The sequence below is a fragment of the Nocardia pneumoniae NBRC 100136 genome (assembly GCF_000308755.1).
In the GTDB taxonomy this organism is placed as follows: domain Bacteria; phylum Actinomycetota; class Actinomycetes; order Mycobacteriales; family Mycobacteriaceae; genus Nocardia; species Nocardia pneumoniae.
This window is the reverse complement of record NZ_BAGF01000149.1, coordinates 1-15,715: the sequence shown is the minus strand read 5'-3', so window position 1 is coordinate 15,715 and position 15,715 is coordinate 1. Positions and strand designations below refer to the sequence as shown.

General features: G+C 68.3%; 16 protein-coding genes. 12 read left to right on the top strand and 4 right to left on the bottom strand.

Annotation, left to right across the window (positions count from 1 at the left end):
- Window positions 1-10 precede the first annotated feature (10 nt).
- Window positions 11-892 (top strand): LysR family transcriptional regulator ArgP, encoded by an 882-nt coding sequence (locus tag ON34_RS30430; RefSeq protein ID WP_040786173.1) that lies wholly within the window; start codon window positions 11-13, stop codon window positions 890-892.
- Between the two features lie 312 nt (window positions 893-1,204).
- Entirely contained in the window at window positions 1,205-1,954 is a 750-nt protein-coding gene (locus ON34_RS30425; protein ID WP_040786171.1) for an LGFP repeat-containing protein, read from the top strand.
- 457 nt (window positions 1,955-2,411) lie between these two features.
- Here ON34_RS30425 and ON34_RS30420 read toward each other — a convergent pair whose 3' ends face one another.
- The gene (locus ON34_RS30420) at window positions 2,412-3,317 is read right to left on the bottom strand and encodes a Sco1979 family transcriptional regulator (protein ID WP_051023366.1); all 906 of its coding nucleotides are present in this window, start codon (window positions 3,315-3,317) and stop codon (window positions 2,412-2,414) included.
- A gap of 256 nt (window positions 3,318-3,573) precedes the next feature.
- Between ON34_RS30420 and ON34_RS30415 the strand changes: the two genes are divergently transcribed.
- The 4 genes from ON34_RS30415 (at window position 3,574) to ON34_RS30400 (ending at window position 6,656) form a co-directional block, all read left to right on the top strand.
- On the top strand, window positions 3,574-4,407 hold the full coding sequence (locus ON34_RS30415) for an SAM-dependent methyltransferase (RefSeq protein ID WP_040786168.1): 834 nt from the start codon (window positions 3,574-3,576) through the stop codon (window positions 4,405-4,407).
- 26 nt (window positions 4,408-4,433) lie between these two features.
- On the top strand, window positions 4,434-4,898 hold the full coding sequence (locus tag ON34_RS30410) for a hypothetical protein (protein WP_051023365.1): 465 nt from the start codon (window positions 4,434-4,436) through the stop codon (window positions 4,896-4,898).
- 158 nt (window positions 4,899-5,056) lie between these two features.
- Window positions 5,057-5,944 carry an SAM-dependent methyltransferase gene (locus ON34_RS30405; protein ID WP_245548276.1) on the top strand — a complete coding sequence of 296 codons (888 nt, stop codon included), beginning with the start codon at window positions 5,057-5,059 and terminating at the stop codon, window positions 5,942-5,944.
- A gap of 7 nt (window positions 5,945-5,951) precedes the next feature.
- On the top strand, window positions 5,952-6,656 hold the full coding sequence (locus ON34_RS30400; RefSeq protein ID WP_245548275.1) for a DUF6081 family protein: 705 nt from the start codon (window positions 5,952-5,954) through the stop codon (window positions 6,654-6,656).
- 71 nt (window positions 6,657-6,727) lie between these two features.
- Here ON34_RS30400 and ON34_RS30395 read toward each other — a convergent pair whose 3' ends face one another.
- A complete protein-coding gene (locus tag ON34_RS30395; protein ID WP_051023364.1) occupies window positions 6,728-6,922 on the bottom strand; it encodes a hypothetical protein in 195 nt (64 codons plus the stop codon).
- A gap of 410 nt (window positions 6,923-7,332) precedes the next feature.
- Here ON34_RS30395 and ON34_RS30390 point away from each other — a divergent pair, with 410 nt between their 5' ends.
- On the top strand, window positions 7,333-7,629 hold the full coding sequence (locus tag ON34_RS30390; protein ID WP_040786160.1) for a hypothetical protein: 297 nt from the start codon (window positions 7,333-7,335) through the stop codon (window positions 7,627-7,629).
- Window positions 7,630-8,030: 401 nt separating this feature from the next.
- Window positions 8,031-9,539: an AIM24 family protein gene (locus ON34_RS30385; protein ID WP_040786156.1), complete on the top strand. Its 1,509-nt coding sequence runs from the start codon at window positions 8,031-8,033 to the stop codon at window positions 9,537-9,539.
- A 7-nt stretch (window positions 9,540-9,546) separates the two neighbouring features.
- Here the strand turns inward: ON34_RS30385 and ON34_RS30380 are convergent, their stop codons facing one another.
- Entirely contained in the window at window positions 9,547-10,917 is a 1,371-nt protein-coding gene (locus ON34_RS30380; RefSeq protein ID WP_373291991.1) for a metallophosphoesterase, read from the bottom strand.
- Window positions 10,918-11,241: 324 nt separating this feature from the next.
- Window positions 11,242-11,754, bottom strand: a complete 513-nt coding sequence (locus ON34_RS30375) for a mycothiol transferase (RefSeq protein WP_040786339.1) — start codon at window positions 11,752-11,754, stop codon at window positions 11,242-11,244.
- A gap of 214 nt (window positions 11,755-11,968) precedes the next feature.
- Here ON34_RS30375 and ON34_RS37290 point away from each other — a divergent pair, with 214 nt between their 5' ends.
- The 4 genes from ON34_RS37290 to ON34_RS30355 all read left to right on the top strand — a co-directional run.
- Window positions 11,969-12,292 carry a hypothetical protein gene (locus ON34_RS37290; protein WP_040786153.1) on the top strand — a complete coding sequence of 108 codons (324 nt, stop codon included), beginning with the start codon at window positions 11,969-11,971 and terminating at the stop codon, window positions 12,290-12,292.
- Window positions 12,293-12,920: 628 nt separating this feature from the next.
- A complete protein-coding gene (locus tag ON34_RS30365; RefSeq protein ID WP_040786151.1) occupies window positions 12,921-13,475 on the top strand; it encodes a DUF8020 domain-containing protein in 555 nt (184 codons plus the stop codon).
- Window positions 13,476-13,814: 339 nt separating this feature from the next.
- Window positions 13,815-15,017: a sigma-54-dependent transcriptional regulator family protein gene (locus ON34_RS30360; RefSeq protein ID WP_063821777.1), complete on the top strand. Its 1,203-nt coding sequence runs from the start codon at window positions 13,815-13,817 to the stop codon at window positions 15,015-15,017.
- 292 nt (window positions 15,018-15,309) lie between these two features.
- Window positions 15,310-15,715 (top strand): aldehyde dehydrogenase family protein (locus ON34_RS30355; RefSeq protein WP_040786147.1); only part of this gene is annotated, 406 nt, incomplete at its 3' end.

The following is a 15,715-nucleotide window of genomic DNA, read 5'->3' as shown; positions in this document are numbered from 1 at the left end:
TCGCTTAACGATGGATCTACCGCTCGACCAGCTCCGCGCCCTCGACGCCGCGATCACCGAGGGAACGTTCGACGCCGCGGCGCGGCGGTTGAACGTCACCCCGTCGGCGATCAGTCAGCGGATCAAGGCCTTGGAGGACGCGGCGGGACGGATTCTCGTGCAACGCACGAAACCGGTGCGCGCCACCGAATCCGGTCTCGCCGTGCTCCGGCTGGCCAGACAGATCCAACTGCTGGCCGCGGACACCGCGCGCGAGCTGGGTGGCCAGCCCTCGGACGGCCCGATCCGGGTGCCGATCGCGGTCAACGCCGACTCGCTGGAGACCTGGGTGATGCCCGCGTTGGGTCGCGCCTCGCGCGGCGTGTGCTTCGAGATCCACCGCGAGGACGAGGAGCACACCACCCGGCTGCTGCGCGACGGCACCGTGATGGCCGCGATCACGTCCACCGCGCAACCGGTGCAAGGCTGCAAGGTGGAGCGTCTCGGCGCCATTCGCTACCGGCCGATGGCCAGTCCGGAGTTCGCCAGCACCTGGTTCGCCGACGGCGCGACGGCGAAGTCGTACGCGGCGGCCCCGGTGGTGCTGTTCGACCGCAAAGACGACCTGCAAGATCGCCTGTTGCGCCGGCGCAGCCGCAAACCGCTCAACCCGCCACGCCACTACGTCCCGTCGTCCACCGGGTTCGCCGAGGCGGTCCGTCTCGGACTCGGCTGGGGCATGCTGCCGGACCTGCAAACGCGAGACGATCAGGCCACCGGCCGCCTGGTCTCGATCGATCCCGGCGTCGTCATCGACGTCCCCCTGTACTGGCAGCAGTGGCGCCTGGACTCCCCCGCCCTCAGCGCCGTCGCCGAGACCATCGCCGCGGCGGCGGCAGCCGTGCTGCGCTGAGCTCCATTTCCCGGCAAGACATTCGCGGCCTCTGACGTCGCCGGGCCGAGCACTCCCGCCCCGGCGACGCTGTATCCGAGAAGGTGCGACCGTGGGCACGGCAGCACCGCAAGGTGGTTCGGAGTCCAGGGAAGAGTGGATGGACTCCGACGCGGCGACTCGGCGGCCACGGGCGGCACCCGCAACGACACTCGGCGGTCCATGCACGTTCGGTACGGCTGTCTCGGGCGGTCGAGAGGTAGTTTGATTCCGCACGGCGACCACAGGTTCAGCTCCACCTCGCACCCGACACCAGCTGCTCGAGGAGTTCACTTGGCACGGCACCGTCGTTCGCATCAACCACGCACTCACGGCGTAGCCGCCGGGGCCGCCGTGATCGGCATCCTGCTGACCGGCATCGGAACCGACGCGGCCGCACGCCCGATCGGTCCCTTCGACGTAAGCGGAGCGATCGAGGTCGAATACGACCAAGCCGGTGGACCCGCGTTCTTCGGCGACCCGGTCTCCCCCGACTCCCCCGCCGCCCGCGGCGGCCGCTACCAAGCTTTCGAGCGCGGCTCCTCCATCTACTGGCACCCCGACACCGGAGCCCATCAAATCGGTGGCGCCATCCGCGACAAATGGGGCGACCTCGGGTTCGAGGGCGGACTGCTCGGCTACCCCGTCACCCGCGAAGCGGCGACACCGTCCAAACCCGGGCGCTACAACGTCTTCCAGAACGGCTCCATCTATTGGTCGATCGGCACCGCCGCTCATCAGATCGGCGGCACGATCCGGGACAAGTGGGGCTCCTACGGGTGGGAGGACAGCCCGCTGGGCTTTCCCATCACCGACGAATCACCCGCCCGCGCGGGCTACGGCCGCTACAACCTCTTCGGCGGCGGCGCCATCTACTGGTCTCCGCTGACCGACGCCCATGTCATCTGGGGAGCGATCCGTGAGTCCTGGGAAGCCGCGGGCGGCGAATCGGGCCGCTACGGTTATCCGATCAGCGACGAATACGACTTCCGGAACGGGAAAGCCCAAGACTTCCAAGGCGGCCGGATCACCTGGAGGCCTTGATCGCGGATCACAGCGGCTCCGCCGGCGGCCCCAACGAGTGTTGGGGCCGCCGCGGCCGAACCAGCCAGTGCCCGAGTTCGATCCTCAGACCCCGACCTCGACAGGGATACTGCCACATCGTTTCGGCGGCGTCGCAGCGATGATTGTCCATCGGTACGCACATGCGCGCGTGCATGTGCGTGGACGACAGGAGAGGCGAAATCCGCTGAAATCGACGTCGATAAGGCCGCATTGATAACGGATCAGCATCGACAGGCGGTTGCCGATACCGAACTGTTGTCTGTCACAGCGACGGCCGGAGCCAATTGGATCCGAAGACAACCTGATTCGCGGGTACTCGGCGCAATATCCTGTGTTACTTGATCATTCATCGAACACGCCGCGCTCGAGCGGATCTCGACCGGCGGTTGATGCCCGGCGCTGCTACCCGGGTCGTCGCGTCGATCTCGAGCGAGAATCAGGCGTTTCGCTCACCGGGCTGGGCCTCGGACAGCAGCGCGCACAAGAAGCGCACACTGTCCGCAGGGGACAGCGCCTCCACGCTGAGCCGGTTCATCACCGACATGTACACCTCGACGTCGCGCCGTTTCTCGAAGTAGATCGAGCTGGTGAGTTGCTCGGTGTAGACGATGTCGGGCAGTTCCGGCTCCGGGAATCGGAGAATGCTGAACGGCCCGCCCGCGGCGGAGTGCCCTCCCGCCGCGTATGTCAGGACCTGGATCCGGACATTGGGGCGGGCGGACATCTCGACCAGGTGCTCGATCTGCTCCCGCAGAACCTGCGTCCCGCCAACCGGTCGGCGCAGCGCGTTCTCGTCGATGACCGCCCAGAGGGTCGGAGCGGCCACCCGGTCGAGGATCTGCTGGCGGCGCATGCGGATGGCGACCCGGCGTTGGGTCTCGTCCTTGTTGCCGAGCTGGATCACCGCACGCGCGTAGTCGGCGGTCTGCAGCAGACCCGGAACGAATTGCGCCTCGTAAGTACGGATCGTGGTGGCGGCCTGTTCCAGGCCGATGTAGGTCTCGAACCACGCCGGGAGCAGGTCGCTGTAGCGCTGCCACCAGCCGGGATCGTTGGCGCGGCGAGCCAGTTCGAAGTACGTTTCCCGTTCAGTGGGGTCGACAATGCCGTAGAGGGTCAGCAGGTCGCGTAGATCGCGTTCCTTGAACCCGGTGCGGCCCAGCTCCAGACGGCTGATCTTGGCGTGCGAACCGCGGATGGAGTCGCCCGCGGCCTCCCTGGTGATTCCGCAGCCCTCGCGCAGCTGACGCAACCGGCTGCCGAGCGCGATCCGCAGAACGGTCGGGCCCCGTTCTGCCGCAGGGAATTCCGCGTTGCCGCCGCCGTCCTCATCGTTGGTCATGGGTGCCTCCGGTCGATCGCGGGGTAGACCGCGGGGCGCGATGCCTCCACCATTACAGCTCACGTGACGTCGGCTGCCGATCCTACTCGGCCGTGCATCCGGCCCCGATCACGATGCGAGCACGAACCGCGAACTTCGGTGCGCGTGCATGTATTCGCAAGAGGGGCAACGCAATATCTTGACCGCAATGCTGGGCAAGCCGGAACCGCTGTGCGTAGAGTCGCCCCCGACGGTGGCCGCGCGGAGGAGGAGAGCCATGACGTCAGCGGAAGGGTCGACCACGCTAGCGGGAGTCGACCCGAATACGCCCAGCATCGCACGCGTGTACGACTACGCCCTCGGCGGGACGAACTGGTTCCCGGTGGACCGGGAAGCCTACGAGCACCTGAAGAAGGCGGTACCGCACCAAGACGACGTCGGCGCCGCCAACCGGCGCTGGCTCGAGCGCGTGGTCCGGTACGTCACCCGCTCCGTGGGCATCGATCAGATCCTCGATCTGGGCAGCGGACTGCCCACGCAGAAGAACACCCATGAGGTCGCCCAGGAACTCGACGCCGAGGTCACGGTGGTGTACGTGGACAACGACCCGGTCTGCGCCGCCCGCGGCAGGGAACTACTCGAGGCGAACGAACGCACGCACTTCCTCGACCTCGATCTGACCCGGCCCACCGACGTACTCGGCCACCCCGCGGTCGCCGAATTCCTGGACCTGGACCGTCCCTTGCTGCTGATGCAATGCGGCACACTGCATCACGTCGACGACGATCAGGACCCGGCGGGCATCATGCGCCAGTACGTCGAGCGCCTCGCGCCCGGCTCGTACGTGATGATCAGCCACTTCTTCGATCCGGCCGACGAGGACCGGTACCTGCACGGGCTGGCCAGGCAGGCCGAGCGGGCGCTGCACGACGAGCGGCTCGGCACCGGCCGGTGGCGCACCCGCGCGGAGATCCAGGCATTCTTCGCGGGACTGGACATGGTTCCACCCGGACTGGTGGAGCTGCACGATTGGTGGCCCGGCGGACCCGCGCTGCGCACGCCGTGGCCCGACGAACGTCTCATCCTCGGCGGCGTCGGCCGCAAACCGTAAACCCTTCCCCCACCACGGAGCGCGATATGACATCGAACGACGTGCAGATCAGCGATCAGGATCTCCTGGACAAGCTGTCCGAGGTCCTCCGTTTCACCAGCATCGACCTCGCGACCTCCGAGAACGGCGTCAACTGGTGCTCGAACGCGTTCTTCGCCGAGCTGGACGGCGATCCGTTCCGCTTGACGCTCGCGCTCGAGTCCGGAGGACGGACCTTGGCCGGGCTGCGGGCGAACCCGAGCATCGGAGTCAAAGTCGTCCCCGACGGATTCCTCAACCCGTTCGCCCAGGGGCTGGGCACGGCCGCGGTGCGAACGGAATCCAGCGAGCGGGAGGAGACCTTCCAGGCCCTGCTGCGCAAGGAGCCGCGCATCGAACCGTTCCTGTCCACACCGCTCGAGGCGGTCGAGGTGCGGGTCGACTGGTGGCGGGTCACCCACGTGCAGGGCGGTTTACTGCCCGGACGCGTGCTGCACCGGCCCGGCGCATAACCGGTGAAACAGACGAAATCGGCTCCGGCCGAAGGCATCAGCACCGATTGCCCGCGAAATCGGCGGACTCTAGGCTGGTGAACCAGGCCACGGAAACGCGAAGAGAGGTCTCCATGTCCGATTCCGCTCCGCGGACCGGTGTCAGGGTGCCGGTCGGCGTGGACACGACACGTGCGAGCATCGCCCGCGTCTACGACGCGACCCTGGGTGGCAAAGACAACTACGAAGTCGACCGCTTCGTCCGCGACAAGGTCGCCGAGGTCGCGCCGCGGCAGAGCGAGGTGGCCTGGATGAACCGCCGCTGGCTGCACCGCGTGGTCCGGTATCTCTCCGGCACCGTCGGCATCGACCAATTCCTCGATGTCGGCGCGGGTTTGCCTACGGTGGGCAACACGCATGAGATCGCGCAGCAGCAGAACCCTCGAGCGCGCGTGGTGTACGTCGACAACGACCCGGTGTGCAATATCCACGGCCGGGTCTTGCTCGAACGCAACGAGTACACCCACTTCGTGCCCGCGGATCTGACCGAGCCGAAGACCTTGCTCGCGCACTCGGAAGTCACGCCGCATCTCGACCTCACCCGCCCGTTGGCGCTCATCCTGTGCGGCATCCTGCATCACGTCGACGACGAGCTCGATCCCGCCGGAATCATGCGGCAGTACATCGATGCGCTCCCCGCGGGTTCGTACGTCGCGATCACCCACTTCTGGGATCCGGCGGACGGCTCCGAAGCCCACGATATGGCCATCGAGCTGCAACGACGTTTCACCGAAATGGGTCTGGGCTCCGGCTGGTACCGCACCCGCGAACAGATCGCCTCCTACTTCGGTGATCTGGAGTTGGTCGAACCCGGCCTGGTGGAACTCGACGACTGGTGGCCGATGGGTCCCGCGCTGCGCCCGCGCCTGACCGAGGAGCGTCTCCTGCTGGGCGGGGTCGGATTCAAAGCGGGCTCCACCAACGGTGTCGTGACCCCGTTGCGCCGCCGATCGACGAACACGAACGACCTACCCGATTCCGCCGATGACGACTCGGCAGAAAGGTAATGCCGCAATGCCGTACGACGACCTGAACGGACCAGATCTCCGCGAAGACCGGTGGCGTTTTCTGGAGGTCCCGCTCGGGGAAGACCAGACCTGGCGCTACGCCGACCCAGCCGCCGAGACCGAGATCGGCGACGGCACGGTGTCGGTCCGCATCGACGCCTTCAGTCGGTCCAATGCCGATGTCCAGATCCTCGACAACCCGAAGCATCTGCTGGTGTCGACCGAGGCGTTCGATGTCACCACCGGTTCACGCACGTTCGCGGTGGAGATGGCCGCCGAGAACATCGGCGTCACCGGCGAGGACTACCGGGACGGGTTCGCCGCCTTCAACGTTCTCGACATGAGCAGTGCCCAGGTATTCGACCTGATCGCGACCAGCAAGAACGCCTATGCGATCCACGAACGGCTGTTCGTGCCGGGTGTCGTCCCGAAAGAGCAGGCATTCACCCATGTGGTGCACGCGCCGCTGGCGGGCGTCGACATCAAACCCGGCGAGTTCCACCGTTACGCCGTGACCATCGACCGGGATTCCGGCACTGTCGGCTGGTACGTCGACGACTCGCCGGTATACACCACTTACGCTCCGCAGCTGCCCGAGACGGTGCAGATCGGGTTCGGCATCATCACGCTGCATCCGATCGAGGACGGCCACAGCACCTCGCTGCGCGGGCAGGGGTTGCACGGGTCGTGGCGGAACTTCACCGTCGACTGACCGGGTCCGAAAACACGTGGTGCCCAGTCGCGTTCGACCGGGCACCGTTTCGTCCGCCGCCTATCGCGGCGCTACCACCGCTCGGACATCTCCTTCCGCGGCCATTCGGCGCCGCCCGGGCGGGCGTACTCTTCCGACACAGCGTCGGCCTCGTCCACGTCGAAGTCGTACTCGTCGAACTCGCGACGGCGCGGATCCCACACCATCGCCGCGGCCGCCAGTGCCAGCAACGTAATGACTATGGCCGCTATGACCCCATACAGCACGTCTTACACCCTCCTGAGAAAAAACGAATCGCCGACGCGGCCGTGCCGGATACTCAACGCGCACAGCTCTTTTCACGTCGAACGAATCCTAAACCGAGTCGGCATGCTGGGCAGTCCCAGGCGTGGTGACCCCACTCACCCACGGGGGGTGATCCGGCCGGAACACAGCGTGCACCGATTCCGTGAAACGCCCCCGCGAACGCTCAGCGTCGCCTAGGCTCAGCGCTGTCCCGGTGGCTCCGGGACATCCACGCGGAACCGGTACGCCCAATCCGGCCGCGATTGCTGGTGGTAGCGGTGGGGTTCACCCGACTAGATGAACCTCGCCGTCCCCCACTTCCCCCTAAATCCCGCGGACATTCGCGTGGAATCACGCGCACCGGGCATCCTTGGAGCTACCGTCTTCGGTCATGGACGACATCGAACTGCAGCCACCGACCGTCGCCTCCCCCAGGCACACCGGACTGGTCCTGGACATCGCCACCCTGAGCATCCACAACCCCCTCGCCGGGCCCGGCGAGATCACCTATCCCTATATTCGCTGCACCGACCACCGAGTCCTGCGCCTACCGGAGCCATTGCACCGGTGGGCGACCGAAACCATCGCGCTCGAGCACGCCACGCACGCCGCGGGCGCACCACCGCTGTTCCCCGGTCAGGTCGAGTTCGGCATTCTCGACGGCATCATGTACGCCGAAATCCTCTGAGTGGGGCGCGCATTGCGGCGAGAGACCGATCGGTTCGGTACGGCTCTCGCCGCCGGTCGCGACCGGCACACCGCCGCAGCCGGACTTCGGTCAACCTCATGTCGGTCGACGGCGGAATGAACCGGACCACGATCGTTCGGGCCTGCCCGTCCTGGCGTGCACTCCGTGCCGAGTCCTGACCACGCCAAAAGTGCGTGGCGTAGCGATCGAGGGTCGGCGAGCTTCCGATCGAGGCTGAGGGCGGCGCGTGGGCGAATGCGCACGCAGGCTGCGAGGGCCGAAAGGGCTGATGGGCGGCGTGCATGGGCCCGCATGTGGCGCGCGTTCCGGGGGCACGACACACTGGAGCCCGTGAATCGCATGTCAATCCGACCGCGCGCCCGCGCACTGGACGGCCTGCCGTGACCGATCTCGCTCGCGGTGAGAACCGCCCCGCGCCCGGAGATCGGCTGACGGTCACCGTCACCTGCTCGGCTCCCGTCGACGTTTCGGCGCTGCTACTGAACGCCGCCGGAAGAGTACGCTCCGACGCCGACTTCGTGTTCTTCAACCAACCCGTCGCGCCCGGCGTCACCTATCGGCACGGTCAGGGCGCCGGTGACGTGGTGGACATCCAGACCAGCGCGTTGCCCGGCGATGTCGACCGGGTCGTGGTCACCGCGAGCCTGGACGGCAGTGGGCCGCCCACCTTCGCGGCCGTCGGCTCGCTGCGCGCGACCATCGGGTCCTCCGCGGGCACGCTGGCGTTCCCGATGACCGGTCTGAGCACCGAGACCGCCGTGGTATGCGTGGAGATCTACCGGCGCGGCGGCGGATGGAAGGTCCGCGCCGTCGGCCAGGGCTATGACAACGGCTTGGCCGGGATCGCGACGGCGTTCGGCGTGAACATCGACGACGAGCCCGCGCCGTCGCCCACCCCGCCGCCTGTTCCTGCTCCCCCGCCGGTATCCCGACCAGCGGCTCCGGCGCCTCCGCCGTATCAACCCACCCCGCAGTCCGCTTATCCCGCGCCTCCGGTCCATCCCGCGCCTCCGGCTTACCCCCAGCAGCCGGTCTACCCGCAGCAACCGGCCTATCCCCAGCAACCGGCCCATCCACCGCAACCGGCCTATGCCGTGCCCGCCGCGGTGCCGCCACCACCGATGCCTTCACCTCAGCAAGGAGCGCTGCCGATGCAGAGCGAACTGTTCGCCCCCAGCCACGCCGAAGTCACCGGCGCCGGCATCCAGAAGCAGGGCGGCAAGATGATCAAGGTCGCCGTCAACGGCGAGGTCATGGCGCGGGCCGGATCGATGGTCGCCTATCAGGGCGACCTGCATTTCCAGGCGCTCGGCGCCGGCGGTATCGGGCGGGCGATCCAGCAGCGGCTGACCGGTGAAGGCGTTCCGCTGATGAAGGTGTCCGGCCGCGGCGACCTGTTCGTCGCCAACGGCGCCGCCGACGTGCACACCATCGATCTGGACGGCACCGACGGCCTGACCATCAACGGCGCCAACGTCCTCGCGTTCGATTCCAGCCTGCGCTACGACATCCGGATGGTGCAGGGCGCGGCCGGATTCGCCAGCAACGCCGGTTTGTTCAACTGCGTCTTCACCGGTCGCGGACGCATCGCCATCACCACGCACGGCACGCCGGTGGTGCTCAACGTCGACCAGCCGACCTACGCCGATCCGCAGGCGGCGGTCGCCTGGTCGTCGAGCCTGCAGACCGGCATCAAGCGCAACGACTCCTTCGGCCTCGGCAGGCTGATGGGCCGCAGCACCGGCGAGGGGATCACGCTGTCGTTCTCCGGCCACGGTTTCGTCATCGTGCAGCCCTCGGAGCTTCCGCCCGGCGGCTTCCTCGGCGGCGCGGGCGGCGGCCAGGAGGCGGGGCAGAGCGGCGGCGTGCTGGGCGGGTTGTTCGGGTAGCGCGGCGTCATGCCTGGAGCGAAACGAGCTGCACGACGGTGATGTCCGACGGTGCGCCCACGCGCACCGGCGGACCCCACGCCCCGGCGCCCCTGGTGACGTACAACTGGGTGTCGCCGTAGCGCTCCAGCCCGGCGACAGTGGGATTCGCCAGGGCCGCAAGGTAATTGCCGGGCCAGATCTGGCCGCCGTGGGTATGGCCGGACAGCTGGAGATCGACACCGTGCGCGACCGCGTCCTCGATCAGGATCGGCTGGTGCGCCAGTAGCACCGCCGTGCGGGAGCGGTCGCGGTCGCCGAGCGCCTTGCCGAAGTCCGGGCCCTGGCCCGTCCGCTCGCCCTGCACGTCGTTCACTCCGGCGAGGTCGAATCCGGTTAGTTCGGTGCGGGCATTCGCGAGCAGGCGCATGCCGAGTTCCTGGACGTGTTCGATCCACTGCTCGGCGCCGGAGAAGTACTCGTGATTGCCGGTGACGAAGAACGCTCCGTGCCGGGCGCGCAGTCCGGCCAGCGGCTCGACGGCCGAGCGCAGGTGCTCGACGCTGCCGTCCACCAGGTCACCGACGACCGCGATGAGGTCGGGCTGGGTGTCGTTGACCGTCCGGACCACCCGCTCGGCGAAGCCGCGGCCCAGGATCGGGCCGAGATGGACATCACTGACCACCGCGATGCGGAATCCATCCGCGCTGCGCGGCAATTTCGCCAGCGGCACGGCCACATGCTTGACGCTGGGCCCGTTGAGGACGCCGTAGGCTCCGAGGCCGACCGTGGTCGCGGCGGCGGCCACGGCGGCCCCGCCGACCACCCGCGAGACGAAGACACGGCGAGGTAGTCGAGCAACCGACGACGCGGTCGGCGTGGACTCGGCCGGAACCGTCGCGACAGGCTTGTCCGGCAGAGGTTCAGGCGCGAACGCAGAGTCCGCATCGTCCACGGCGGCGCGCGGTTCCCCCGCAACAGCCTTGTCCGGCAGAGGTTCAGGCGCGAGCGCGGAGCCCGGGTCCACCACGGCGACGCCCGATTCGCTCGCGACAAACTGGTCCGGCGCGGGATCAGGCAGGAGCGCGGAATACGCATCGACCACAGCGACGCCTGTTTTCCCCGCACCAGCCCTGTCCGGCAGAGGATTGGGCGCGAGGGCGCAGCTCGCATCGTCCACTGCGGCGGCCGGTTCCCTCGCAATGGCCTTGTTCGGCTCGCGATTCGGTGCGGACGCCGGTTCCGCCTCGACAACGGCAGCCAGTGCGTCCGTCGCTCGATCGCGATCGATCAAGCGCAGCAGCAGGAACCGAATCGGCTCGCCGACCAGCGACGCCAGCAGCAGGTAGACGAACAGCGCACCCCAGAGATAGCCGGGCCAGGCGATGATCCGGACCACCGTGAACGGAGCCGACGCCACTTCGGCGGCCGTCGCGCCGACCAGCAGTATCGGCGCGGCCAGCAGGACCGCGGTGCCGACGCGTCGCCCGCGGGAGTCCGCCATGGTCGTGTCCCGCACCAAGCGCCGCCACAGGTACCAGTGCAGCGCGACGAACACCGCGACGACGCCGAACACCGCGAGGATGGCACCTACGGCAACAAGCACAACGACCACAACGGCACTCTCTGTGAGCTTTTCGGACGCGCGGCACCAACTTACGTCACGCCATGGGTGACGCGCTCCGTGCCGGGTTCCCGCTGCCGGTCATCGCGTCCGCTCGAGTCATCGCGTCCGCTCGAGCACGCCGCGCACGAAGGCGGCTTGACCCGCGTGCTGCAAGTCGTCGGCGATCACGCTGACCAGTCGCACGCCCAGCGTCACCGGCGGGTCCCAGCGGGTGTCGACGACGCGGTCCAGGTCACCGTCCTCGAGCTCGCGAACGAAACGCAGCGTCTGCTCGTGCACGGCGTCGTAATAGCCGGTGAGCAGTTCGGCCGGGGCGCGGATGGCGGCCACGTCGGCGGGGCGGTCGCCGTATCCGGTCGCGGTTTCGTCGACGGGCAGGCCGAACCGGTCGTACCAGCCCTGCGCGGTCCACACCTGCTCGATGCCCGCCACATCGGCGATGTGGTCGTCCTGCACCCGGGCCAGATGCCACACCAGCCACGCGATCGAGTTGGCTCCCGGATCGACCCGGTGGACCAGGTCGTCCTCCCCCAGCCCGTCCACCGCCTCGTGCACCGTCTCTTTGATCCGCTCGTAGGCGTCGGTCAGCACATCGGCGCTCGTAGCCATCGTCGACTCCTCTCGATGTCCGGTGCCCCGACGGTACCCAGCGCGGCCGTCGGGCACGAGCGTCGGCGCGGCTGGCGAGTCGGAATTCTCGCACGATCGCACCACATTGAACGTACCGTTATCTGGCGGTACGATATTCGATGGCGAGATCAGGTCCGGTGGATTCGACTGGGTCACCGACCGGACGACTACGTACCGAAGTGAGGAAGTACCGATGATGCACGACCACAAGGCCGGACGCGCACGGCGCACGGCTGTTCGCGTGGCGATGGTCGCCGCGCTCGCACTGACGCCGGTCGCCGCCACCGCGGCGCCCGCGCTGGCGCAGCAGCCGACCGTCGCGCAGACGAATCAGGCCGAGGAGATCCACGGGCGCGGTTGGAATCACCACGGCGGGTGGGGTCGCCCCGGCTGGGGTGGCTACGGCGGCTGGGGCGGCTACGGCTACTGGGGCAACCCGTACGGTTTCTGGGGCAGCCCGTTCGGCATCTTCCCCGGGCTCTTCGTGCCGCTGCTCGGCACCGGAAGCGCGTTCTGAGCTCCTGCGCATCAGCGCAGATCACCAGGTGATTCCGGCTCCGCGGCGCCCCACCTCGGGGGCAGCGATCTTCCCCTCATGCTGCCGCCGCGGAGCCGGAATCGCCTGTCTCCGAAGAACCCTCGATTCTCCACACTCCCACGTCATCGGCGCCCTTCGACGCGACCGTCCCCGGCGAGACGTAAATCCGCAACACGACGGCGTCCTCCAATTGTGGCTGCGCACAACGAAACAGCCCGAGCGATAGCAGCTCGCCGACCTGCCGTGCTCGTCCCCACGGGCCGCAGCCACCCCGAAGCAGCATCGATGCAGCACCACCAGCGCTCGTCCACAAAAATGCGCTCACGCCTGGAATTTTCCAAAATTCGCCGTTCATGCGATGGAATTACTTGCCGCATAGGCCGAGTCAGCAGACATTTGGCAATCCATCGAAATATTCGGACGAAAACCCCAGTGTCCGGCGAGAATTCGCCCACAGGCACCGGCGCAGCGACATGGCTATTTTTCAGTGAAATTCGCAGAACGATTGCTTCGGCAAAGCCGTCCGGCCAGAATGGGTAGGGCCGAGAACCGGCACTTCGGGGATTCGTCGGCACTCGTGGCCGACACGACTATGTGGGGAAATACGATGAGAGTCAACAGATTCGCCGCCACCGCCCTGCTCGCGGTCGGAGCCACCGGAATCGCGACGGGCGTCGCGAACGCCCAACCCGCCGCACCCGCGCAGGTCAGCGTGCACGGTGTCGAGCAGGGAGTCGGATTCACCTCGGCGCCTGCCCCCGACGGCAGCGCGGTGGTCACCACCGTCGAGGCGGGCGGCTTCGCCTTGACCGCCGACGCCAGAGCCGTCGAACTCCGGGACGGCGCGGGGCAGGTCATCACGACCATTCCCCTGGCCTTCCAGTCCTCCGGCGCGACGTACGGGCTGACGCCCACGATCACCGACGCCGGCCGCACTCTCACGGTGACTCCGGTCGGCGCGCCCGCGGCGACCGAGCGCCTCAACCAGTTCGTCGACGAGCAGGAAACGCTCGCGCGCAAGCAGCACAACGCCGGGGTCGGCGCCCTCATCGGCGCGGGGATCGGCGCCGTGATCGGCTTCTTCCTCGGCGGCGTCGGCGCGCTGGTCACCATTCCGATCGGCGCGGGCATCGGTGCGCTGATCGGCTTCGCCACACCGTAATCGGGCTGGGCCGGTGTGCGGTCGCCGATCGTGCGGCCGCACACCGAGCACCCGTCGCTGAAGTTGCGTAGACACCCCTCATTTCGCCAGCAGTGCGAAGGTACCGGGGCTGGCCCCAAGGCACCGAACTCCGTCACCGGATTGCCGAGGACGATTTCCACTCCGCAGATGTGATGACTCACGCGACGCGGTCGGCGCCCCTACGCCATCTCACCCACAGCGATCTCCGCTGCCGCCCACCGACTCCGTATACCCGCGCAAAACAGGATGCCCACAGCGCTGGCTGGGGCATGATGGGAGGGCACGGAGACGATCGGAGCGACGACACAGGATCGCGAGATGGCACAGAGCCGTTCCCTCGCGCAGCAACGGGCTGCACTGGAACAAGAGTGGTCCCGATGGATACCCGCCGGAACACCGCAGGGTGATTCCGCGCTGCGCAGTGAGGTCGCGCAATCCTGGCTGCGATCGCTGCGCACCGTCGATCCCACGTGTGACCACGCTCCCCTCGACGAAGCCGACGTAGCCGCACGCTGGGCCGAGTCCCCGCTGCGCACACCGGTATCCGAGCTCACCGACCAGCTGCGCGGCGTCACCGAGGACGCGGGCTACGTCGCCGCGATCACCGATGAGAGCGGCACCATTCTGTGGTCGCACGGCGGCCCGGTCATGCGCCGCCGCGCCGAGCAGGTGAACTTCGCGCCGGGCGGGCGATGGGACGAGGCGCACATGGGCACGAACGCGCTGTCGTTGGCGCTGCGCACCGAACGGCCGCACACCGTGTTCTCCGCAGAGCATTTGGTGGCGGCCCTGCACGGCTGGGTCTGCTACTGCGCGCCGATCCGCGCCGCGGACGGACATCAGCTCGGCGTGCTCGACCTTTCCACGACTTGGGACCGCGCCCATCCCCTGGCCATGGCCACGGCTCGCACCCTGGTCAGCGCCATCGAGACCAAGCTGCACCACCGCACTGCCGAGCCGGGCGTCCGGCTGACCTGCCTCGGCACCGGCCGCCTGACCCGCGACGGCACACGCGTGCGGCTGCGCCCCAGGCACCTGGAGATCCTGGCCCTGTTGGCGCTCGAGCCGGAGGGCTACACGCACGAGCGCCTGCACTTCGCGGTGTACGGCGATCGGCCGGTGGGCGCGAGCACACTCAAATCCGAGATGTCCTACCTGCGGCGCGCGACCGGCGGTGACATCACCAGCAGGGTCTATCAGCTGGTCAGCCCGCTGCCCTGCGACGCGGTGGACGTGCTCGCGGCGCTGGAGGCAGGCGACACCGCGACGGCCGTCGAGTTGTATCGCGGGCCGCTGCTGCCCGACTCGGATACTCCGGGAATCGTGCGGTGGCGCGAGTATCTGGAGGTCGGCGTGCGCACCGCGGTGCTGTCCAGCGCGACCGCCGAGCACGCGCTGCGCTACGGCGAACGCGCGCCGCACGACATCGAAGTGCACGAACACGCGCTGCGTCTGTTGCCCGCCGACGACGGTCGCCGCGCGCTCGCCGCCGCCCGGCTGCACAGCGCGCTGCACGGCTGAAATCCGACCGCGCTCGCCGCAGCGGCCCTGTTGTCGCGCTGGTCGCCGATCGCGACAACGGGCCGGTCGCCGCCGCGGCCGCGCGCTCGTCGGCGAACCGGCGCGGTCCCTGGCATTCGACCGCCTGGCTGCCCGGCAGTCACTGGGCGTCGTCCGCACGCCACCGCAGGACCGCGGTTCACCCGCGCCCGTGCGCCTCAACGTTTCGTCAACCCTCGCGCGGCATAGTGACCTGCATCACGGCTGGACCGCCGTGCGCTTCACGTCCGCAACCAGCGAGGAGTTACCCGCCATGAGCTACGCAAAGCCGGGGACCGAGGGCAGCGTCGTCGAATTCGCCACGCGCTACGAGAACTTCATCGGCGGCGAATGGACCGCCCCCGTCGAGGGCCGCTACTTCGAGAATCCCTCCCCGGTGGACGGACAGACGTTCTGCGAGGTGGCGCGGTCCTCGGCCGCCGACATCGACCTGGCGTTGGACGCCGCGCACCAGGCCGCCGACGCGTGGGGCGCGACATCGACGACCGAACGGGCCAACATCCTCAACAAGATCGCCGACCGGATCGAGGACAACCTCGAGGCGCTCGCGGTCGCCGAGACCTGGGAGAACGGCAAGCCGGTGCGCGAAACGCTGGCCGCCGACCTGCCGTTGGCGGTCGATCACTTCCGCTACTTCGCCGGCGCCGTCCGCGCCCAGG